Here is a 21,241-nt window from a genome sequence, read left to right on the forward strand (position 1 = left end):
CTGCTTGGGCCTTGGGTGGTGGCCGCGGCGGTCGCGCTGGTGGTGGTTGTTGGCCCCCGCCCCCCCCCCCCCCCCCCCCCCCGGCGGGGGGGGGGGCGGCGCGCCCCCCCCCCCCCCCGCCCCCCCCCCCCCCCCCCCGGCACCGCGGACTCGGCTCGGGGTGGACGTCCTGGGTAGCGGACTCGGCGGTGGTGGACCCAGGATCTTCTGTCCGGATACACAGCCAATTCCGACCCGGAATCGATAGCATGCCCGTGATGAGTACTGGTGGCAGGAAGTTCCTCGACACGACGACCACCCTGGGAAAGCTCGTGGCTTTCCTGGGCGTCAGCGCGATCTGTGGCGCACTGACCGCTGGACTGATGACACCGACCGTGGCGCTCGTGGGGGCCGCCACGAGCGGGTCGGCTCAGTTCGTGGACAGCCTGCCCAGCGAACTCACTGTGAATCCTCCGGGCCAGGTGACCAGGATCCTGGCCGCGGACGGTTCGCAGATCGCCACGCTCTTCAATGAGAACCGCACCGATGTCACGCTCCAGCAGATCGCGCCCGCCATGCGCAACGCCATCGTGGCGGTCGAGGATTACCGCTTCTACGAGCACGGCGGGGTGGACCCTGTCGGCATCCTGCGGGCCCTTGCGAGCAATGTCGGCGGCGGGCACCAGGGCGCCTCGACCCTCACCCAGCAGTACGTGACCAACGTCCTCAACGAGAACCTCATCGCCCAGGGCCAGGGCGCGAACGTGGTGCTCAACGGTGACAAGGGGGTGGGGGACAAGCTGCGCGAGATGAAACTCGCGATCTCGCTGGAACAGCAGATGAGCAAGGATCAGATCCTGCAGGGCTACCTGAACATCGTCCCGTTCAGCGGCAACGCCTATGGCATCCAGGCTGCGAGCCAGTACTTCTTCTCCGAGGACGCCAAGGACCTGACGATTCCTCAAGCGGCACTCCTCGCGGGGCTCGTCAACGGCCCGGGCTACTACGATCCGGTGGCCCACCCGGACCGTGCCGTCTCCCGCCGGAACCTGGTCCTGGACGCCATGCTCAAGCACGGCTACATCACCGCGGCCCAGCACGACAGCGCCGTCAAGACGCCGTTGAAGCTCAGCATCAATCCGCCGGAGCAAGGCTGCGCCTACGCCTCCCAGGCGCCGTACTTCTGCGACTACGTGCTCCACGAGATCCTCAATGACCCGGCATACGGATCAAGCCCGGAAGACCGCCTCCGGACGGTGCAGCGCGGCGGACTGACCATCAAGACGACGCTCGACCCGCGCCTGCAAGGCCCCGCGCAGAGCCAGGTGGATGCCACGGCGGGAGCCAACCCGGACGATTGGGGAGCGTCGCTGGTCACCGTCCAGCCCGGGACCGGGAAGATCCTGACGATGGCCCAGAACTCCAGGATGCTTTCGGGCCAGGGGTCTGGTTTTGTGACCACCTACAACTTCAACGTGGACAAGACCGACTCCGGCGGAAACTCCCTGGGCGGTGTGGGCGGCATGCAACCCGGCTCGACCATGAAGCCGGTGACGCTCGCGGCCTGGCTCAGCGAAGGCAAGTCCGCGGACCAGTATGTGGATGCCTCGCGGCGCGTCTATCCCCTGAACTATCCGTGGAAGAGCACCTGCGGCGCGGTGACCGGGGCCTACGACGACGCCGAAGTCGGGCTGGGCACGGCCCCGGACCTGCAGAATGACGAGGACGGTTTCTACCATCCGATGTCGGTCCGTCAGGGCATCTACGATTCCATCAACACGGCCACCTTCGCCTCCGCCGCGGGACTGAACGACTTCTGCGACATCCAACGGGCCGCGGACGCCCTGGGCATGCACAACGGCTCGGGCAAGAACCAGAAACTGGGTCTGAACACCCTGGGCAACCTGCTGGGCGGCGAGAACGTCGCACCGCTGACCATGGCCAATGCATTCGCCACCTTCGCCTCGAACGGCAGCTACTGCACCCCGATCTCGATCACCGAGGTGGACGACGCGCAGGGCAAGAAGATCGGCGGCCAGTCCCAGAAGTGCACGGCCGGTGCGCTCCAGCCTGAAGTGGCCAAGGAAGCCACCAACGTCCTCCAGGACGTCCTGTCCAAGGGCTCGGGGCTGCTGATCCCGGACAAGCTCAGTGCTCCCGCGGCCGCCAAGACCGGCACCAACCAGTTCAACAACCAGACCTGGGTGGTGGGGTACACCCGCGGCCTGGCCACCGCGTCGTTCTTCGGAGACCCCTTCAACGGCAGCGAAGCACGTCTGGGACGCAACGTCTACGTCAACGGGATCTTGTATCCCGTGATCGACGGCGCGTACATCGCCGGTCCGCAATGGGCGCAGTACATGCAGAAAGCGCTCGGCTTCTACGACCACGGGCAGTTCGACGCCCCGGAGAACCAGAACCGGAACCAGAACACGCAGTCGCCCTCACCGTCGGACACCGGTGGGGCTCAGCCGAGCACGGGCAGCCAGCCGAGCAATGGAAACCAGAACACCGGCGGAGACCAGGGAGGCCATTGAGCGCTCACCGGTGGTTCCTCCACCGCTGAGGTCACACGGCGTCCGCGGCGACGACTGCCCAGCGCCCCGCGTCGGAGAGCGGCATGCTCAGGGCGCGACGGCGTCGTCGTCCGCGGTCGTCCCGGGAGCAGCCTGCGCGAGTGAACGTGACCGCCTTACCGTGAGCAGGAAGGCGACGGCGCCGCCGAGGAACAGCAGTCCAGCGACCCAGGTGTTCACACGCAGGCCCAGGATGAGGTTCGCATAGTCGGAGCGCATGAGTTCGAAGACGAACCGGCCCGCGGTGTACAGGGCGATGTAGAGTGCGAACACGCTTCCTGCGCCCAGGCGGAAACGGCGGTCGAGCCACAGGATCAGCAGGGCGGCGGCAAAGCACCAGATCGATTCGTACAGGAACGTGGGCTGGAAGTATCCCAACACCACCGGATCGCCTGCCGCGTCAGTCACGGCCTTGCCCGCCTGGAGATCCATCTGGTGGATCTGCACGGCCCACGGCAGGGTGCTCGGGTCACCGTAGAGCTCGTTGTTGAACCAGTTGCCCCAGCGGCCCAGGCCTTGCGCGATCAGCACGCCGGGAGCGATCGAGTCGGCGAACGCGATGAAGGAGACCTTCTGCCGGCGGCAACCGATCCAGGCACCGAGTGCTCCGAGCGCCACAGCACCCCAGATGCCCAGCCCGCCGTCCCAGATCGCGAAAGCGTTCCAGGGGTTCCGGCCCGGCAGGAAATACAGTTCCGGGTCGGTCAGGACGTGGTAGATGCGTCCGCCGATGATGCCGAACGGAATGGCCCACAGACTGATGTCGATCACCTGGCCGGCGAGACCGCCGCGCGCCTGCCAGCGCTGGCCTCCCAACCAGAGCGCCGCGGCGATGCCGCTCAGGATGCACAGCGCATAGAAGTGGACGGTGATGGGTCCGAGGTGGAACCCGCTCACGGTGGGCGACGGGAAGAACAGGGGCGCGGAGGAAGGCAGGGTCACCGCCGGATCGTATCAGCCGCGCCTTGGGGAACCGCTGAGCCCGACCGGCCTCAGACGTCCTGACCGGGCACGAACACGGGTCCCGGAACGGGGCGCTTGGGTGCGATGCCGTCGCCCGAGGACTGATGCCGCAGGCGGCGCAGCACCCAGGGGAAGAGATGTTCGCGAGCCCAGAGGAGGTCTTCGCTGCGGGCTTCACGCCAGCTCTTCTCTGGCATCGGCTTGGGTGAGAGCGGCTCCAGGCTGTGTCCGACATTCAAGGCGTCGAGGACCATGGTGGCGATCGTGTGGTGCCCGAGCGGCGAGAAATGGAGCCGGTCCTCATCCCAGTACTGGGAGCCGGCCAACTGCCGCAGCGACCACATGTCGGCGATCACGGCATCGTGCCGGGCGGCGACGGTGCGCAGGTTCTCGTTGTAGATGGCCACCTTGCCACGCAGCGGACTGAGCACCGTGGACACGGTATCGGGTCCGTTGAACAGAACCACGGTGGCGCCTTCCGAAGCGAGGCGGGCGACGGCGTCGTCGAGGGTCGCTGCCAGGGCGTCGGGATCGCCGCCGGGCCGGATCAGATCGTTGCCGCCCGCGGAGATCGTCACCAGATCCGGGTTGAGGGCCAGGCAGGGCTCGACCTGCTCATCGATGATCTGCTGCAGCAGCCGCCCGCGGATCGCCAGATTGGCGTACGCGAAGTCAGGGCGGGCGATGCTCAATTCCTCCGCTACGCGGTCCGCCCAGCCGCGGTGGCCTCCGGGGCTCGCCGGCTCCGGATCTCCGATGCCCTCCGTGAAGGAGTCCCCAAGAGCCACGTACCGGGTCCACGGGTGGCCGGTGTCGGGCCGGCCGGAATGCTGTGCGGGAAGAAACTGAGAGGTGTCGCTCATTCTTCCCATCATGCCCCTCCTGCCGCAGGCTACGCCACCGTAGGATGCGTCATCGGCTTGCGCGCGGAACGGCGCTCCGGTGCGGGGGCCGCCCGGATGGCAGAATACGAGCCATGAGTCTTGACGCCACCAGCTTCCCCGAACCCACCGTCCTCTGGTCCGTGCCGGAGGGCCAGCGTGAAGGCCGGCCGCTGCTGGTCCTGCTCCATGGCTATGGTGCCAACGAAGCGGACCTCTTCGGACTGGCGGATCAGCTTCCGGAGGACTTTGTGGTGGCCAGCGTCCGGGCGCCGCTGGCCATGGGTCCCGGATACACCTGGTTCCCGCTGACCGGCTCGGTGGAGTACTCCTTCGACGCGGTGCGGGACGCCACGGAGTACCTTCTGGCCTGGCTCGACTCGGTCCGTGAAGGTTTCACCTCGGTGAGCCTGCTCGGGTTCTCGATGGGCATGGCCATGGCGACGAGCCTCTGGCGACGCCGCCCGCAGGAGATCGCCGCGGTCGTGGGGCTCTCAGGGTTCGCGGTGGAAGGCGGCTCGGACTACTTCCGTGATGCGGAGCTGGACGGCAGCACCCCGTTCTTCTGGGGCAGGGACCCCCAGGATCCGGTCATCCCACGGGAGCGGATCGACTTCACCGCGGCCTGGCTGCTGGGCAAGGCCCGCGCCACCAAGGTTCAGTACAGCGGTGTCTGGCACGGCATCAGCCCTCAGGAAGTGGGGCATGTCGCCGAGTTCCTGGGTTTCGAGGTTCTCAGCCCGCAGCGCTGATGCGCACGCTCTGCCCGTTGACGGTCACCACGTCTCCAGGCGTCAGCTGACGCCCGCGGCGGTCCTCGATGTCACCGTTGACCTTCACCAGTCCGTTCTTGATCAGTTCCGTGGCCTCCACGCCGTCCTCGGCGAGTGATGCCAGCTTGAGAAGCTGACCCAGGCGGATCATGGAATCCCGGATCTCGATGGTGTCCAGGCCGTCCGGTTCGGGAGAAGTCATATCCCCATGATGCCTTACCCCGAGGAGGAACCATGAACGTCCAGCTCCATCTGGGCAGCTACACCGAGGAGGGTTTCGGCCGAGGTCCAGGAGTCCTCAGCACGGCTCTGGACCCGGAGGTGCCGGAGATGCGTGCGACGGCGGTGAGTCGCGGTGTGCGGAATCCCTCCTTCCTGTGCCGCGGCCCCGGCGGACGACTCTTCGCCGTCGAGGAGCTGGATCATGGGCAGGTGGTGGAACTCCACCCGGAGAGTCTGGAGGTTCTGGCCCGCTCGTCCAGCGGCGGCTCGTTCCCGTGCCATCTGAGTGTGCTCGATGGCGGGCTTCTCCTGGTGGCCAACTACGGTTCCGGAACGGTGTCGGCTCTGCCGCTGGACGGCCCGTGGGACGAGGTGCCGCTCTGGACCGTGGGCGGGGAGGGAAGCGGCCCCGTTGCCGACCGCCAGGAGGGTCCGCACGCCCACTCGACGCTGCCTCTTCCGGACGGGCGGTTCCTGCTGGCCGATCTGGGCCGCGACCGGGTGGACGAATACCGGTCCGGAACGGACGGTGCGGAACTCGTGGGCGGTCTCGATCTCCCTCCCGGCACCGGACCCCGGCACCTGCTGCTCCGGGGCGAGGAACTCTGGATCGTCGGCGAACTCGACGCGGCACTTCACCGGGCGACGCGCCGCGGCGACGGTTGGGAACTCGATGGGGACGCCGTGCCACTGGCCCCCGGTCACGAAGTCGCCTATCCCAGCGAACTGGCTCTCGCTCCCGGCGGGGAGGCGCTCGTCGTGGGTGTCCGCGGCAGTGACACGGTCGCCGTCGTCGATCTCGCCGTGCGGCCCGCGAGACTCGGCGCAGAGCTGGCGTGCGGAGCCTGGCCCCGGCACCTGGCGTGGTCCGAGGCCGAATCGGGGGAGTCGCTGCTGTGCGTCGCCGCGGAACGGGGCCATGAGATCAGCCTCTACCGCTGGGGCCGGGGCGACGGTCTGCGGCCTGCGGGCTCCGTCGAGGCATTCAGCCCGACCTTCGTGCTCCCGGTAGGCTAGGACGTGGCGTCCCGCGGTGGACGCCACGAGATATCCGCACCCGGACCGCACCCAGCGGCCCGCTTCCCCTGGAGTTGTTCACCTATGGCAGCTAAGTCCACCCTTGATTCGGTCATCTCCCTCGCCAAGCGGCGCGGATTCGTGTTCCAGGCCGGTGAGATCTACGGTGGATCGCGCTCCGCATGGGACTACGGCCCCCTCGGCGCCGAGCTCAAGGAGAACATCAAGCGTCAGTGGTGGCAGACCTTCGTGCGCGGTCGCGCCGACATGGTGGGCCTGGACTCCTCGATCATCCTCCCGAGCCCGGTGTGGGAGGCCTCAGGCCACGTCGCCACGTTCACCGACCCGCTGGTCGAATGCCTCTCCTGCCACAAGCGCCACCGCCAGGATCACCTCCTGGAGGCCTTCGAAGCGAAGAAGGGCCGTGCACCGGAGAACGGCATGGCGGACATCGTGTGCCCTGATTGCGGTACCCGTGGTGAATGGACCGAGCCCCAGAACTTCTCGGGCCTCATGAAGACCTTCCTCGGCCCCATCGACGACGAGTCCGGCAAGCACTACCTGCGTCCGGAGACCGCCCAGGGCATCTTCGTGAACTTCGCCAACGTCGTCACCACCTCCCGCAAGAAGCCGCCGTTCGGCATCGGCCAGGTGGGCAAGGCGTTCCGCAACGAGATCACGCCCGGCAACTTCATCTTCCGCACCCGTGAGTTCGAGCAGATGGAGATCGAGTACTTCACCCCGCCGGCCGAGGCCCCGGAAGCCTTCAACGAATGGGTCGAGTCCTGCTGGAACTGGTTCGTGGACCTCGGCATCGCCCCGGAGAACATGCGCCGCTTCGACGTCCCGGACGGGGAGCGCGCCCACTACTCGGACCGCACCATCGACATCGAGTACAACTTCGGTTTCGCCGGGTCCGGCTGGGGCGAACTCATGGGGATCGCCAACCGCACCGACTTCGACCTCAAGAACCACATCGAGCACTCGAAGCAGGATCTGTCCTACTTCGACCAGGCCTCGGGCGAGCGTTACGTCCCGTACGTGATCGAGCCGTCGTTCGGTCTCACCCGCTCCATGATGGCGTTCCTGGTGGACGCGTACACCGAGGACGAGGCGCCGAACTCCAAGGGGGGCGTGGACAAGCGCACCGTCCTGAAGCTGGATCCGCGTCTGGCACCGGTCAAGGTCGCCGTCCTTCCGCTCTCCCGCAACGAGCAGCTCTCGCCGCTGGCCCGCGGTCTCAGTGAGAAGCTCGGCAAGCACTGGAACATCGACTTCGACGACGCCGGCGCCATCGGCCGCCGCTACCGCCGTCAGGACGAGATCGGCACGCCGTTCTGCCTCACCGTCGACTTCGACACCCTCGAGGACAACGCCGTGACCATCCGCGAACGAGACACCATGAGCCAGGAGCGCGTCTCCCTGGACCAGGTGGAGGGCTACCTCGCCGGAAAGCTGCTGGGCGCCTGAGATGACCATCCAGTACCGTCCGTGGCGGGAAGGCGACGACCTGGAACTGCTGCAGCTCTGGGGCGACCCGGAGTCCCCGGTGGGGGAGCAGTTCCGAGGCACCTTCGCGCCGTCCGTGGGAAGCATCGACGGGGACACCGCCCCGGGCGAGTCCTGGCGGCAGTGCATCGTGGCCGAGGACGTGGTGGATGGGATCGCAGTGCCCGTCGCCGCTGGTGTCGTCTACGAGACGCCACTGCACAGCGAACGTCTCTGGTCCTATATCGAAGTGTCCCGCGATCACCGTGGGCACGGCATCGGCTCCAGCCTCCTCGTGATGCTCCGCCGTGAAGCGGAGCTCTCGCCGTCGGGTGTGCGGGCCTTGCGCTCCAAAGTGGCGGACGGGACCGACGGTGCGGCTTTCGTCGCCTCCGTGGGGCTCAAGTCCATCCAGCGTTCCCGCATGGTGGAGGTCTCCGCCGGCGCGCTGAAGCTCCCGGTGTTCGAAGGGGAAGGCGAAGACGCCGGCAGCGACATCATCATGGACCTGGCCACCGGTTCCGTGGAGCTCACGCAGCTGGTGGGGAAGTACTACCGTTCGGTGCACTCCTGGGATGATCCGGGGGAGCTGTCCCTCGGCACGGTGCAACGGCTCTTCCTCGATGACGCCTCGGGGGCTCACGGCGCGATCGTGCTGCGGGCCAAGCCCGCATCCGCCTTCGGCGGCACGGTGCAGCCGAGCCGCAAGGGCGCCATCCGGGCCTTCGCCATCAGCTACGCGGCACCCGCCACGGTGGAGGACGCCCCGCGCGGCGCGTCCGAGGTCTTCCTGGGGCACGACCCCGAACTGGATGCCGCCGACGCCGCCGAGGCGGTCCGTGATCTGCTGTCGCTCATCGCCCACCAGCACCCCGTGGTGCTGGAGGTGGACGAGTCGATGACCGCGCTGACGGCCGCCGTCGACCCCCTCCTCGCCTCGGGCGGTGCCCGGCGCCTGGGAGCGGACATCCAGGTGGTCAGCGACTAGGCCTCCGCGCCCAGAAGGCCGTACGAGTCAGCATCAATGAAGGGGCGCCCATGGGAGCCGGACATGCACACGGCGGTCATTCGCACGACGGCGGGGTCCCGCCGACGCCGGAAGCCGCGGCTGCGCGGCGCAAGGCGGGCTGGATCCTCACCGCGATCCTGCTGCCGGTCATTCTGCTGACCGGCATCGGCATGATCCTGCTCTGGCCGAGCGGTCAGCATTCGGATCTGAATCTGAGTTCGCCTTACTCGACGGCGCCGGGCGTCAGTTTCGACACCGGTAAGGTGCTCAGCGTGAGCAGGGGCTCCTGCTCCGGGCCGGGGGCCACCGGACAGCAGGATCCGTCCGGTTCCGCGTCTCCGCAGCCGTCCGCGAGCCCGGAGCCCGGTGGGGCGGCGACCCCGGGGGCGGCCCGTCTCAGCACATGTTTCTGGGCGATGACGCAACCGGACGGCGGTGGCTCATCGGTGCTGGTGCTCTTCAACCCGGAGATCTCCGCCTCGGACTCGGTGCACCCCGGGGACGGGGTCAGATACCTGAATCTCTCCCGCGTGCAGCAGGGGGCCGCGGCCGGACAGGCGCCGTCTTACGTGTTCGTCGACTTCGTCCGTTCCGTGCCGGTGGGCGTACTGGCGGTGCTGTACGCCGCCGTCGTGATTCTGGTGGCGCGCTGGCGCGGTCTTCGCGCCTTGCTCGGTCTGGGCGTCGCGTACCTGGTGCTGGCGTTCTTCCTGCTGCCGGGTCTGGTGGACGGCAAGCCCGCAGTTCCTCTCGCGTTGACCGCGGCCACGGCGATCCTGGTGGCCGTGCTCTACTTCGCTCATGGCTTCTCGGCGCGGACCTCGACGGCGTTGCTGGGCACGCTGTTCGGTCTCGGCGTCACGGCGGGACTGGCCATCTGGGCCACCGATGCCGCCAAGCTGCTGGGGATCGGCAGCCATGAGGCATCGACGCTGATCAATACGAGCGGCACCATCTCCATCTCCAGCGTGGTGCTCTGCGGGCTCATCATCGCAAGCCTCGGTGCCCTCAATGACGTGACCATCACGCAGGCCTCGGCCGTCTGGGAACTCTACGAGCTGTCCCCGAAGATCTCCGCGCGCAAGCTGTTCTCCTCGGCCATGCGGATCGGCCGGGACCACATCGCCTCCACGGTGTACACCATCGCCTTCGCGTACGCCGGTGCGGCGCTGCCCGTGCTCATCATCGTGATGCTCTATGAACGGCCGTTCTTGGAGACGATCACGAGTGCCGAGCTGGCCGAAGAGGTGGTGCGCACGCTCATCGGCTCGATCGGTCTGGTGCTGGCGATCCCGCTCACGACCCTGGTTGCCGTGCTGGTGGTCAAAGCGACGGCCCTGACCCGGCACGAGGCCCCGGCCGGACTCACCCGCCGGGAGCTTCGGGCCACTCGTCGCTAGGCGCGACTCCACGATTTCCCGGTTGCGTGCTCAGTTGTGGCGGGTGTTCTCACGAAACGCCCGCCACAATTGAGCACCCGACGAGGGTCCGGGATCAGAAGTGCGTGCCGCCGTCGATGCGGATCTCGGTGCCGGTGATGAAGGCGCCGTCGTCGCTGGCGAGCATGGCCACGACACCTGCCACCGTCTCCGGTGAGGCGAAGCCCTGACCGAGGGCGGGCTGGAGCTTGATGAACAGGCTCATGTCCGCGTCCTCGGGGAGCCCTGGGCCGACGCTCTGGCGGCTGGCGCCGCTGCCGTCGGTCATGCCGGAGGAGATCGAACCCGGCTGGACCGAAGTGAAGCGGACGTTGTCCTTGGCGAACTCGGCCGCAAGGGCATGCGTCATGGACTGGATCCCGCCCTTGCTGGCGGCATAGGCGGCCATATAGGGGTGCGCGAAGCCGGCCGAGGTGGAACTGAAGTTCACGACGGCGGAGTTGCGGCCCTGCTTCAGGGCGGGAAGCGACTCGCGGATCATGAGGAAGGTGCCCACCAGGTTGATGCGCAGCACCTGCTCGAAGGAATCGAGAGTGGTCTGCTCAGTGTGCGAGGAGCGCAGGATTCCCGCAGCGTTGACGAGCGCGTCCAGGCCGCCGAGGAATCCGAGTGCTTCGGCGACAGCAGCCTTCACGGAGCCTTCGTCACTGATATCGACGACGACGGTCTTCAGCCGGTCTGCGGCGTCGCCCGCCTTGGCGACGGTGTCGGCGAGGCCCTGCTCGCTGACGTCGGCGGCGACCACTCGGCCCCCTTCGGCGAGCATGCGCAGCACGGTGGCCTGGCCGATGCCCGATCCGCCGCCGGTGACGAGTGAGCGGCGGTCTGCATAGCGGAGCATGGGTGTCCTTTCAGTCCGGCGGCCAGGGAAGGGAGGTCGCCTGAGTCCCGTGGGCCGGCTGTGGGCCGGTCTCCCGTCCAGAATACGCTTCATGGCACATTGTGCCAATATGGCATAAAGAGTCAGATTTCACTTTTCCGGATACGATCATCCCGTGGACACCGAACTGCCCAGCCTCCGGCAACGCCGTCGTGCGCAGACGCGTTGGGAACTCGCTCAGACCGCAGCCGAACTTTTCACCGCCCAAGGGGTCACGGCCACCACGGCCGAACAGATCGCAGCCCGGGCCGGAATCTCATTGCGCACCTTCTACCGTCACTTCCGGACGAAGGAAGAGGCCATCGCCCCGATCCTGGAGATCGGTGCGGAACGCTGGCAGGAGGCGTTGCGGTCCGCACCGCCGGTCGAGGACGGACGCACCGTCGTCGCGGACGCGCTGCGCCGGATGCTGACACCCGCCGACGAGGAAGCCGCCCGCGGCCTGGAGATGGTTCGCGATCTGCTGCTCGCCACGTCTGAAGATCCCGAACTCGCCGACGTCTGGGCCGCCGTCAACGCCCGTTCAGAGCGTCGCCTGCTCCTGGTCATCCGGGAGCGTCTGCCCGAGGTGGACGAGCTGAGCCTGGGACTGCACGCAGCGGCTGCGACGGCGGCGATCCGCGTTGGCCTCGAGGTCTGGGCCGGCGGAACCGAAGCATCCGCAGCGGACGGTGAGCACCCGGCGTCGTCCTTGGCGGTGGAGGCTTACCGGAGGCTCTCCGCAGGTCTCTGACGCATGCGCCGTATCCCGGGCAACGAATTCCGGCCCGTGACCTGGCCTTGAGCCTGGGCGCGCGGATTTGGCCCGGTGCGAGACAATGGAGGGGTGACCTCCCAGACAATCGCCGCCGACGCAATCCCCACCAAGATCGAACTGCCGCCCCTGAAGCTCGGGAACATCACCGTGAACACCCCGGTGGTGCTCGCGCCCATGGCCGGCATCACCAACAAGGCCTTCCGACGGCTCTGCCGTGAGTACGGCGGCGGGCTGTATGTCGCGGAGATGGTCACCTCGCGCGCCCTGGTCGAGCGTTCCCCGGAATCGCTGCGCATCATCTCCCACGACGACGATGAAGCGGTCCGCTCGGTCCAGCTCTACGGAGTGGACCCTGTCACGGTCGGCGCCGCTGTGCGCTTGCTCGTCGAGGAGGACCGCGCCGACCACATCGATCTGAACTTCGGTTGCCCCGTTCCCAAGGTGACGCGGCGCGGTGGTGGATCGGCGTTGCCCTGGAAGACCGATCTGTTCACCTCCATCGTCCAGATCGCGGTGAAGGAGGCCTCGAAGGGTGACATTCCGCTGACCATCAAGATGCGCAAGGGCATCGACGACGATCACCTGACTTATCTGGAAGCGGGCCGGATCGCCCGTGACGCCGGAGTGGCCGCCGTCGCGCTGCACGGCCGCACGGCGAGCCAGTTCTATTCCGGCAAGGCTGATTGGGACGCTATCGCCCGGCTGCGTGAGGCGTTGCCGGACATCCCGGTTCTGGGCAATGGCGACATCTGGAGTGCCGAGGACGCCGAACGCATGGTGCGTCAGACCGGCATCGACGGCGTGGTGGTGGGCCGTGGCTGCCAGGGACGCCCGTGGCTCTTCGGAGATCTGCAGGCCGCCTTCGACGGACGTGAGGACCGCATCCGCCCCGGGCTGCGCGAGGTGGCCGATGCGGTGTACCGGCACGCACAATTGCTCATCGAGACCTTCGGCGAGGAAGGCAAGGCGCTGCGGGACATCCGCAAGCACATGGCCTGGTACTTCAAAGGCTACGTGGTGGGTGGAGACCTGCGGGCCAAGCTTGCCGCCGTCCCGGATCTGGCCACTCTGCGAGGTCTGCTGGACGAACTCGACATGGAGTCACCGTACCCGGGCGTGGATGCCGAGGGCCCGCGAGGCCGTGCGGGCACCCCGAAGCGGACCGCCCTGCCGGACAAGTGGCTGGAGAGCCGCAGCCTGAACGAGGAGCAGCGCGCCACCATCAAGGCCGCCGAGCTCGACGTCTCCGGCGGCTGAGACAAGCCGGCCCGCTCCAGCGGGACCGCCGCGCCTCTCCGCCGAGCTCGCGAGTTCCGTGCGAATCCGCTCACTGAAGGCGCGATTTGGCACGGAACTCGCGAGCTCGGCAAGGGGTCTGCGCGGGGTGATGCGCACCGGCCCATGACAGATGTCATGCCCGAACCATGACGCACGGCCCGGGCACGCCGTCGTCGTTCACGGTCGAATGGAGACATGAACAATCTTCTCGCCGTGGACGCCCAGGGCCTCCACAAGAGCTTCGGGGCCGTGCAGGCCGTCCGGGGCATCGACCTGCAGGTCAAGCCGGGAGAGGTGGTGGCCTTCCTCGGCCCCAACGGTGCCGGTAAGACCACCACCATCGACATGATCCTGGGCCTGTCCCAGCCGAACCAGGGCAGCGTGAGCGTCTACGGCGGCACGCCCCGCCAGGCGATCGCCCGGGGCCAGGTGGCCGCTGTCATGCAGACTGGCGGTCTCTTGAAGGACGTGACCGTCAAGGAGTCGGTCCAACTCGTCGCCGCCATGTTCGACTCGCCCCGGCCTGTCACCGAGGTCCTGCAGCGTGCGGGCATCGCAGACCTTGCCGACCGCAAGGTGGAGAAGTGCTCCGGCGGCCAGCAGCAGCGGCTTCGCTTCGCCATGGCGCTGGTCTCCGACCCGGGCCTCATGATCCTCGACGAGCCCACCACCGGCATGGACGTCACAGGCCGCCGTGACTTCTGGCAGGCCATCCGGCAGGACGCGCAGCGCGGGCGCACGGTGGTCTTCGCCACGCACTATCTGGAGGAAGCGGACAGCTACGCGGACCGGATCGTCCTGGTCCGCAAGGGCAAGATCGTCGCGGACGGCACCTCGGCACAGATCAAGAACCTCGCTTCCGGCCGCACCATCCGCGCGGCGCTCGCACAGGAGGACCAGCGCCTGGCGCAACTGGCCGCCGTTGACTCGGTGGAGTACGACGGCGCCCGCGTCACCATCCGCTCGCAGGATTCGGACACGGTGCTCCGTTACCTGCTCAACGAGACGGACGCCAAGGACCTGGAGGTCAGCTCCAACAATCTCGAGGACGCCTTCGTGGCCCTCACCAGCGACTCGGCCGAGGATGAGGCCGGACTCACCGAAAGCGGGACCCTCGCATGAGCACCACCACCAGTTCCCAGGAGCAGCGAGCCGCGATCAACCTCGTGGACCGCCGGCCCGCCCGCGGAGGCATCAACGGAACGTTCCTCTGGATCGAGATCAAGCGGCTCCTCCGCAACCGCAGGAGCCTGATCTTCACCATCGCCGTTCCCGCGATCTTCTTCGCGGTCTTCGGGCTGTCCAACAAGGACCAGATGCTGCCCGGCGGCCAGCACAGCTACGGCGAATACATCCTCATCAGCCTCACCGTCTATGCGGCCATGACCTCGGCCACCGCCTCCGGCGCCCAGGTCGCCGTCGAGCGCGCGCAAGGCTGGTCCCGTCAGCTGAGGCTCACGCCCTTGCAGCCGGGCGCCTACATCACCATCAAGGCCATCGCCGCCCTGGTCATGAGCTTCATCGCCGTGGTGGCCCAGTTCGTCATCGGGGCCCTGTTCGGGGTTCACCTGGACGCTGGAACCATGATCGCTGCCGGTCTTGCCGCATGGCTGGGCTCCCTGGTCTTCGCCGCGCTCGGACTCATGGCCGGTTACCTCATGCCCAGCCAGAACGTCATGCAGCTTCTCGGCCCGGCGCTCGCCATTCTCGCCATGCTGGGCGGCCTGTTCATGCCGGTCGAGATCATGGGAGACACCTTTGTGCAGATCGCCAAGTGGACTCCGGCCTACGGCATCGGACAGATCGCCCGCAGCCCGCTGACTCAGGAATGGGACTGGCTCTGGGTGCTGAACGCAGCGGTCTGGCTGGTGGTATTCGTCGCGGGCGCCGCATTGGCCTTCCGCCGGGACACCAAGCGGGTCTAAGCCGTAGATTGATGACCATGGATCGACGTGGGACGACGGCTGCGGGAGCCTGGGTCAGAGGAGCCGGGCCCCGCAGCTGGCTGATGGGTGCCGGGTTCTCCTTGTTGCTGTGGACCTGGCCCACGTATGCCACGGTCTGGACCGACGACGGTGCTCCTTGGACAGGCAAGGTCCTGATCACAGCGCTGACGCTGCTTTTCTTCGCTTGCTATGCGCTGGGACCGCCCTTGATCTGGACCCGGCCCGCCGGGCGCACCAGGGTCAGGACGGCGGTCCTGGTCCTGCTCGCCCTGCTCACCAGCAATCTGCTGGTGGTCTTCTCGCTCGGTCCGGCCGCGCTGTGGACCTGGACGTTCCTGGCCTGCGCCGTTGCCATGACGCCCCTGGCAGCACGCTGGCGCTTCCTGTTGATCTTCGCGCTGGCCATCGCGGCGTTGATCGTCCAGTCCCTGGGAGACCAGCCGGAACTCGGGGTCATGCAGGCTTCTCTCGTGGTCTCCCTCGGGTGCATGATGATGGCCTTCGCCCGGCAGATCGAACTCCGGCAGCAGCTTGAGGCGACCCGCAAGGATCTGGCCGATGCCGCCGTCGCCGCGGAGCGGGACCGCATGGCCCGCGACATGCACGACATCCTCGGGCACTCGCTGACCGTCGTCGCGGTCAAAGCCGAATTGGCGCGCAGACTGCTCGCCGCCGATCCGCATCGTGCGGAACGGGAGCTCGGAGAGATCGAGGAATTGGCCCGGGGTGCGCTTGCGGACGTCCGTGCGACGGTGGCCGGCTATCGCGGGGTGAATGTCGTGGCGGAACTGGCTCAGGCCCGTCAGGTGCTCGGCTCGGCGGGTATCGAGGCCGATCTTCCCGGGGCCGTGGACCAGGTCTCGGCTGGGCATCGGGAGCTGTTCGGCTGGGTGGTCCGGGAGGGGGTCACGAACGTGCTGCGGCACTCCCATGCGGGCCGTTGCCGCATCACCTTCTCGCCGGACGGTGTCCAGGTGGACGACGACGGCGCCTGGCGGCCCGCCGGACCCGTCCGTTCGACCGCCGGGCCGGAGAAGGAGCCGCAGTGGAGCGGGCGCGGGACCGGTTTGGATGGACTCGCCGAGCGGGTCCGGCAGGCCGGCGGGACCCTGAGCACGGGTCCCTCGGAGCTGGGCGGTTTCCGTCTGACGGTGGTGATGTGAACATGAGGGACCCGGAGGCGATCCGTTTGGTGATCGCAGATGACCAGGCATTGGTCAGGGGCGCGCTTGCGGCCCTGCTCGGACTCGAAGCGGACATCGACGTCGTGGCGGAAGCCGGCGACGGGGCGGAAGCGGTGGCGGCGGTGCTGGAGCATGCGGCCGATGTGGCGCTTCTCGATGTTCAGATGCCCGGCGTCGACGGTCTGGCCGCGGCTGAACTCCTGCGCCGGAAGGCACCGGGATGCCGGGTCCTGATGGTGACCACGTTCGGGCGGCCCGGCTATGTGCGGCGGGCGCTGCAGGCCGGGGCCGCCGGATTCGTAGTCAAGGACACTCCAGCCCGGCAGCTGGCTGAAGCGGTTCGTAAGGTCCACGCCGGCCTTCGGGTGATCGATCCATCCTTGGCGGCCGAATCACTGGTGGCGGGGGAGTCGCCACTGACGGTGCGTGAGGTGGACGTGCTGCGGGTTGCCGCGGACGGCGGGACCGTGGCGGACATCGCCCGGGAGGTGTACCTCTCCGAAGGGACCGTGCGGAACCATCTCTCGTCCGCGATGGCCAAGACCGGCGGCAGGACCCGCGGCGACGCAGCCCGGATCGCCTCGGAGAACGGCTGGCTGCTGTAGGGCAGGCCACCAGCTCGCCTCTGGGCTGGGCAGCCCGGCCGTCCTGCCGAGTTCGTGGGTTTCGGGTGAATTCGTGGATTTTGCCCACGAATTCACCCGAAACCCACGAATTCAGCAAACCACGGGTACTGGCATCACTAAGCTGGGGATGTGAGTGACGCCCAGTACCCCTCCCACGCCTCCGAGCGCTGGGTCGCGGAACCGCCGAAGACCACCTATCGTTCGGATTTCGAACGGGACCGGGCCCGTGTGCTGCACTCTTCGGCGTTGCGACGACTCGGCGCCAAGACACAGGTGGTGGCCCCGGACACCGACGACTTCGTCCGGACCCGTCTGACCCACAGCCTCGAAGTGGCGCAAGTGGGCCGCGAGCTGGGTCGCGCCCTCGGCTGCGACCCCGATGTGGTGGACACGGCTTGCCTGTCCCACGATCTGGGACACCCGCCGTTCGGGCACAACGGTGAGTCCGCTCTGAACGAGATCGCCCATGACATCGGCGGCTTCGAAGGCAATGCCCAGACGCTCCGGCTCCTCACCCGGCTGGAACCCAAGGTGCTGGCGGCGGACGGCGGGCCCGCTGGTCTCAACCTCACCCGGGCCAGTCTCGATGCAGCCTGCAAGTACCCCTGGCACGCGGCGGACGCCCCGGTCATCCACGGCCAGCGGACCAGCAAGTTCGGCGCCTATGAGGATGACACCCCCATCTTCGACTGGATCCGGGACAACGCCCCGGCAGGCCAGACCTGCATCGAAGCCCAGGTCATGGACCTGGCGGACGACATCTCCTACTCGGTGCACGACGTCGAGGATGCGGTCGTCGCCGGACACTTCCAGCTGCGTTGGATGGACAATCCGGACCACCGGGCCAGGGTGGTCGGATACACGCGCCAGTGGTACCTGCCGCATTGCGAAGCGGATGAGGTGGACGCAGCCCTCGCCCGCCTGGAGAAGACGGCCGTCTGGGTCCGCGAAGCGGATGGCAGCCGCAGGTCCATGGCCGCACTGAAGAACATGACCAGCCAGCTCATCGGCCGGTTCTGCCAGAGCGCCCTGGAAGCGACCCGCGCGGTCTACGGCCCGGACCGGCTGACCCGGTACAACGGCCAGCTCGTGGTGCCGCAGGACACGGTGACCGAGATCGCGGTGATGAAGGGTCTGGCCACCACGTTCGTCATGACCACGGACCACCGGCAGCCCATCTACGAGCGGCAGCAGGAGGTTCTGCGAGCCCTCGTGAGCGCGCTGAACGCGACGGGGGACCGGCACTTGGAACCGATGTTCGCCGCCGATTGGCGCGCTGCGGCCGATGACGACGCCCGCTTCCGCGTCGTCGTCGATCAGATCGCCTCCCTGACGGACGCCTCCGCCCTCAGCCTCCACGAGCGTTTGGTGGGGAGCCTCCCGTCGCTCTGGTAGACAACGGGCGCCGCTCAGTTTGCCAGGGGTATTAAGCTTGGACTTGTGGCCGGACTGATCAAGAGAGAAGACATCGAGACGGTCCGCCAGCGCACCGACATCAAAGAGGTCGTGGACGGCTATGTCACGCTCCGTGGCGCCGGGATCGGTTCTTTCAAGGGTCTCTGCCCCTTCCACGATGAGCGCAGTCCCAGCTTCCACGTGCGGCCCCAGGTGGGGACCTACCACTGTTTCGGCTGCGGGGAGAGCGGCGACGTCATCTCCTTCGTCCAGAAAATGGACCACCTCAGTTTCGCCGAAACCGTGGAGAAGCTGGCCGCACGGGTCGGCATCGAATTGCGCTACGAGGACGGCGGCACCGGCCCCCGTCGCGAGGATGTGGGGAAGCGTCAACGTCTGCTGGACGCTCATAAGATCGCTGCCGAGTTCTTCACCGCTCAATTGCTGACCCCGGGGGCGATCGAGGGACGCCGTTTCCTCGCCGAGCGCGGTTTCGACCGGCATGCGGCGGAATCGTTCGGCGTCGGCTTCGCACCGCAGGGCTGGGACGGCCTGCTGAAGCACCTGAGGGGCAAGGGCTTCCGGGACGAGGAACTCGTCCAGACCGGCATGTTCTCCACGGGCCGGGAGGGGTCCGGACGGATGTATGACCGCTTCCGTGGCCGCCTGATCTGGCCCATCCGGGACATCACGGGGGATGTGATCGGCTTCGGAGCTCGCAAGCTCTTCGAGGACGACAAGGGCCCCAAGTATCTGAACACCCCGGAGACGCCGCTCTACAAGAAGTCCCAGGTGCTCTACGGCATCGATCTGGCCAAACGGGAGATCGTGAAGGGCCGTCAGCTCGTGGTGGTGGAGGGGTACACGGACGTCATGGCCTGCCATCTGGCGGGGGTCACGACGGCGGTGGCCACCTGCGGCACGGCGTTCGGCGGGGACCACATCAAGATCGTCCGGCGTCTGCTCTCCGACGACGGCTCCGGCGGCGAAGTCGTGTTCACCTTCGACGGCGACGCCGCGGGCCAGAAGGCTGCTTTGCGGGCCTTCGCAGAGGACCAGCGCTTCGTGGCGCAGACGTACGTCGCCGTGGAGCCCAGCGGGGCCGACCCCTGTGAGCTGCGCCAGCACCGCGGGGACCAGGCGGTCAAGGATCTGATCGCCAGCCGTCGTCCGCTGTTCGAGTTCGCCATCAGGGTGGGCCTGAAAAAGCACAATCTCAACACTGTGGAGGGCCGGATCCAGGCTCTCCGCGAAGCCGCGCCCATCGTGGGGCAGATCCGGGACGGTTCGCTGCGGCCTGCTTACACCCGCGAGCTGGCCGGCTGGCTGGGGATGCCGATGGAGGACGTCGCGCGCGCCGTCCAATCGGCGGTACGACGCGCGGCCGCGTCACCGACGCGGAGCGGCGATCCGTCGTCGTCGCACGAGGAGAACGGGCACGAGGCGTCCTTGGAGGAGAGCGTCCAGCTGTACACGCGGCCGGATCCCCGGGATCCTGCGGCGGCCATGGAACGCCAGGCCCTGGAAGTGGCCTTGCAACAGCCCCAGGTGCTCGATGAGAGCCGTTGGCCGGCGTTCAGCGCGATTCACTTCGTGGTTCCCGCCTATCAGGCCGTCCACACGGCGATCCGCGCCGTCGGGGCGGCCCGGACCGGCGATCCGGTGGGCTGGGTGGAAGCGGTGCGCGAAGAGGTCCCGGAGCCTCTGCGCGCCTTGGTCTCCGAACTGGCGGTGGCCATGATCCCGGCGAGTGATGAGAATGCTCTGCTGCAGGCGTGCCGGGATATCCTCTCCCGCCTGTTCGAACTGGGGATCACGCGGCAGAAGGCGGATCTCCTCGGACAGCTTCAGCGGATGGGCGTGGATGCGGACCCGGGGCTCGTGCAGGAACTGAACCGCCAATTGCTCGGGCTGGAGATGCAACGCCGTTCGCTGCGTCAAGGGGCCTGATGCTTCCTGTGCTTCGACGGGGGAGCCGGGCATCCGGCCGATTTCGACTTCGGCACAGGCTCTGGTAAAGTAGAACCCGCTTCGATCCTCCTTAGCTCAATTGGCAGAGCATTCGACTGTTAATCGAAGGGTTGCTGGTTCAAGTCCAGCAGGAGGAGCTTGTAAACCCCTGGTCAACGGAAATCATCCGCTGACCAGGGGTTTTGTCATTCCCGGCCGGACGCGGTCGTCAGTCGCCCGTTACGACGCTGCGTTCGAAAGCCGCCCAGCCCGGCTCCAGGAGCGCGAAAGTCGCCTCGAGGGAGGCGTCGGGATCGTCCGTGCGGTCCAGGAAGGCCCACGTCTCGAGCGCGTAGTGTGCAAAGACGCGGATGAACGGATGCGTGGCGGGTTGCCCGAGGTCCTCGGCGATGGCGTCGACGAGTGCCGTTTCATGGCGCAGCCACATGGACCGTTCATACTCCCGCAGTGAGGGTGCCGAGAAGACCATGGCGTTGAAGTCGGCCGCCTGTGCCTCGTGCTCGTGGTATTCATCCATGACCGTCCGCAGCCAGTGATGGATCGCGGAGCTGATCGTCGTGCCCGGTTCCCGCTCGCGGACCGCTGCCAGGAGGGCGTCCCGCATTTCGTCGTCCTCGTCGTAGACCAGAGCCTCCTTCTGGGGGAAGTGGGCGTAGACGGTGGCGAGGGAGACGTCGGCGCGCTCCGCGACCTCCTTGATGGTCACCGCATCGAATCCGCGATCCAGGAACATCTCCAATGCCGCGTCCGCGATGGCGCGGCGCGTGGCCGCCTTCTTCCGTTCCCGCCGCCCGGGTGCTGCTTCAGCCATGATTCCAGCATAGTCACTCTAAAACTAGAATGACTCTATTTTTAGT

The 21,241-nt window shown here is 67.4% G+C and carries 19 protein-coding genes and 1 tRNA gene; 15 read left to right on the plus strand and 5 right to left on the minus strand.

Features of this window, described 5'->3' with window-relative positions:
* The first annotated feature begins 257 nt into the window (after window positions 1-257).
* Window positions 258-2,516 (plus strand): transglycosylase domain-containing protein, encoded by a 2,259-nt coding sequence (locus ACIPXZ_RS13295; RefSeq protein WP_400595060.1) that lies wholly within the window; start codon window positions 258-260, stop codon window positions 2,514-2,516.
* An 87-nt stretch (window positions 2,517-2,603) separates the two neighbouring features.
* Here the strand turns inward: ACIPXZ_RS13295 and lgt are convergent, their stop codons facing one another.
* Together lgt and ACIPXZ_RS13305 are read right to left on the minus strand one after the other, a co-directional pair.
* Window positions 2,604-3,497: a prolipoprotein diacylglyceryl transferase gene (gene lgt / locus ACIPXZ_RS13300; protein WP_400595062.1), complete on the minus strand. Its 894-nt coding sequence runs from the start codon at window positions 3,495-3,497 to the stop codon at window positions 2,604-2,606.
* 50 nt (window positions 3,498-3,547) lie between these two features.
* Entirely contained in the window at window positions 3,548-4,381 is an 834-nt protein-coding gene (locus ACIPXZ_RS13305; RefSeq protein ID WP_400595064.1) for an SGNH/GDSL hydrolase family protein, read from the minus strand.
* A gap of 113 nt (window positions 4,382-4,494) precedes the next feature.
* Between ACIPXZ_RS13305 and ACIPXZ_RS13310 the strand changes: the two genes are divergently transcribed.
* The gene (locus ACIPXZ_RS13310; RefSeq protein ID WP_400595066.1) at window positions 4,495-5,151 is read left to right on the plus strand and encodes an alpha/beta hydrolase; all 657 of its coding nucleotides are present in this window, start codon (window positions 4,495-4,497) and stop codon (window positions 5,149-5,151) included.
* Here ACIPXZ_RS13310 and ACIPXZ_RS13315 read toward each other — a convergent pair.
* A complete protein-coding gene (locus tag ACIPXZ_RS13315) occupies window positions 5,135-5,374 on the minus strand; it encodes an RNA-binding S4 domain-containing protein (RefSeq protein WP_400595068.1) in 240 nt (79 codons plus the stop codon). The genes ACIPXZ_RS13310 and ACIPXZ_RS13315 overlap by 17 nt on opposite strands.
* A 32-nt stretch (window positions 5,375-5,406) precedes the next feature.
* Here ACIPXZ_RS13315 and ACIPXZ_RS13320 point away from each other — a divergent pair, with 32 nt between their 5' ends.
* The 4 genes from ACIPXZ_RS13320 (at window position 5,407) to ACIPXZ_RS13335 (ending at window position 10,308) form a co-directional block, all read left to right on the plus strand.
* The gene (locus ACIPXZ_RS13320) at window positions 5,407-6,411 is read left to right on the plus strand and encodes a lactonase family protein (RefSeq protein ID WP_400595070.1); all 1,005 of its coding nucleotides are present in this window, start codon (window positions 5,407-5,409) and stop codon (window positions 6,409-6,411) included.
* Between the two features lie 84 nt (window positions 6,412-6,495).
* Window positions 6,496-7,881: a glycine--tRNA ligase gene (locus tag ACIPXZ_RS13325; protein WP_400595072.1), complete on the plus strand. Its 1,386-nt coding sequence runs from the start codon at window positions 6,496-6,498 to the stop codon at window positions 7,879-7,881.
* Between the two features lies 1 nt (window position 7,882).
* Entirely contained in the window at window positions 7,883-8,887 is a 1,005-nt protein-coding gene (locus tag ACIPXZ_RS13330; protein ID WP_400595074.1) for a GNAT family N-acetyltransferase, read from the plus strand.
* Between the two features lie 50 nt (window positions 8,888-8,937).
* Window positions 8,938-10,308: a YibE/F family protein gene (locus tag ACIPXZ_RS13335; protein ID WP_400595076.1), complete on the plus strand. Its 1,371-nt coding sequence runs from the start codon at window positions 8,938-8,940 to the stop codon at window positions 10,306-10,308.
* Between the two features lie 94 nt (window positions 10,309-10,402).
* Here the strand turns inward: ACIPXZ_RS13335 and ACIPXZ_RS13340 are convergent, their stop codons facing one another.
* A complete protein-coding gene (locus ACIPXZ_RS13340) occupies window positions 10,403-11,188 on the minus strand; it encodes an SDR family NAD(P)-dependent oxidoreductase (protein WP_400595078.1) in 786 nt (261 codons plus the stop codon).
* A 154-nt stretch (window positions 11,189-11,342) separates the two neighbouring features.
* On the opposite strand from ACIPXZ_RS13340, the gene ACIPXZ_RS13345 reads away from it, so the two are divergent.
* The 9 genes from ACIPXZ_RS13345 (at window position 11,343) to ACIPXZ_RS13385 (ending at window position 20,521) form a co-directional block, all read left to right on the plus strand.
* A complete protein-coding gene (locus ACIPXZ_RS13345; protein WP_400595080.1) occupies window positions 11,343-11,960 on the plus strand; it encodes a TetR/AcrR family transcriptional regulator in 618 nt (205 codons plus the stop codon).
* 108 nt (window positions 11,961-12,068) lie between these two features.
* Window positions 12,069-13,241: a tRNA dihydrouridine synthase DusB gene (gene dusB, locus ACIPXZ_RS13350; protein ID WP_400595379.1), complete on the plus strand. Its 1,173-nt coding sequence runs from the start codon at window positions 12,069-12,071 to the stop codon at window positions 13,239-13,241.
* Between the two features lie 216 nt (window positions 13,242-13,457).
* Window positions 13,458-14,384 carry an ABC transporter ATP-binding protein gene (locus ACIPXZ_RS13355; RefSeq protein ID WP_400595082.1) on the plus strand — a complete coding sequence of 309 codons (927 nt, stop codon included), beginning with the start codon at window positions 13,458-13,460 and terminating at the stop codon, window positions 14,382-14,384.
* The gene (locus tag ACIPXZ_RS13360) at window positions 14,381-15,187 is read left to right on the plus strand and encodes an ABC transporter permease (RefSeq protein ID WP_400595084.1); all 807 of its coding nucleotides are present in this window, start codon (window positions 14,381-14,383) and stop codon (window positions 15,185-15,187) included. The genes ACIPXZ_RS13355 and ACIPXZ_RS13360 overlap by 4 nt, the downstream gene beginning before the upstream one ends.
* 17 nt (window positions 15,188-15,204) lie before the next feature.
* On the plus strand, window positions 15,205-16,371 hold the full coding sequence (locus ACIPXZ_RS13365) for a sensor histidine kinase (RefSeq protein WP_400595086.1): 1,167 nt from the start codon (window positions 15,205-15,207) through the stop codon (window positions 16,369-16,371).
* A 2-nt stretch (window positions 16,372-16,373) separates the two neighbouring features.
* Window positions 16,374-16,997: a response regulator gene (locus ACIPXZ_RS13370; RefSeq protein ID WP_400595088.1), complete on the plus strand. Its 624-nt coding sequence runs from the start codon at window positions 16,374-16,376 to the stop codon at window positions 16,995-16,997.
* Window positions 16,998-17,147: 150 nt separating this feature from the next.
* The gene (locus ACIPXZ_RS13375; protein ID WP_400595090.1) at window positions 17,148-18,413 is read left to right on the plus strand and encodes a deoxyguanosinetriphosphate triphosphohydrolase; all 1,266 of its coding nucleotides are present in this window, start codon (window positions 17,148-17,150) and stop codon (window positions 18,411-18,413) included.
* Window positions 18,414-18,458: 45 nt separating this feature from the next.
* Window positions 18,459-20,363 (plus strand): DNA primase, encoded by a 1,905-nt coding sequence (gene dnaG / locus ACIPXZ_RS13380; RefSeq protein WP_400595092.1) that lies wholly within the window; start codon window positions 18,459-18,461, stop codon window positions 20,361-20,363.
* Window positions 20,364-20,448: 85 nt separating this feature from the next.
* Window positions 20,449-20,521 (plus strand) — tRNA-Asn (locus ACIPXZ_RS13385).
* 71 nt (window positions 20,522-20,592) lie between these two features.
* On the opposite strand, the gene ACIPXZ_RS13390 is transcribed toward ACIPXZ_RS13385, so the two are convergent.
* A complete protein-coding gene (locus ACIPXZ_RS13390; RefSeq protein ID WP_400595094.1) occupies window positions 20,593-21,195 on the minus strand; it encodes a TetR/AcrR family transcriptional regulator in 603 nt (200 codons plus the stop codon).
* Window positions 21,196-21,241 lie beyond the last annotated feature (46 nt).

Origin of the sequence: Arthrobacter sp. NPDC090010 (assembly GCF_044748305.1) — a bacterium.
GTDB lineage: Bacteria > Actinomycetota > Actinomycetes > Actinomycetales > Micrococcaceae > Arthrobacter_E.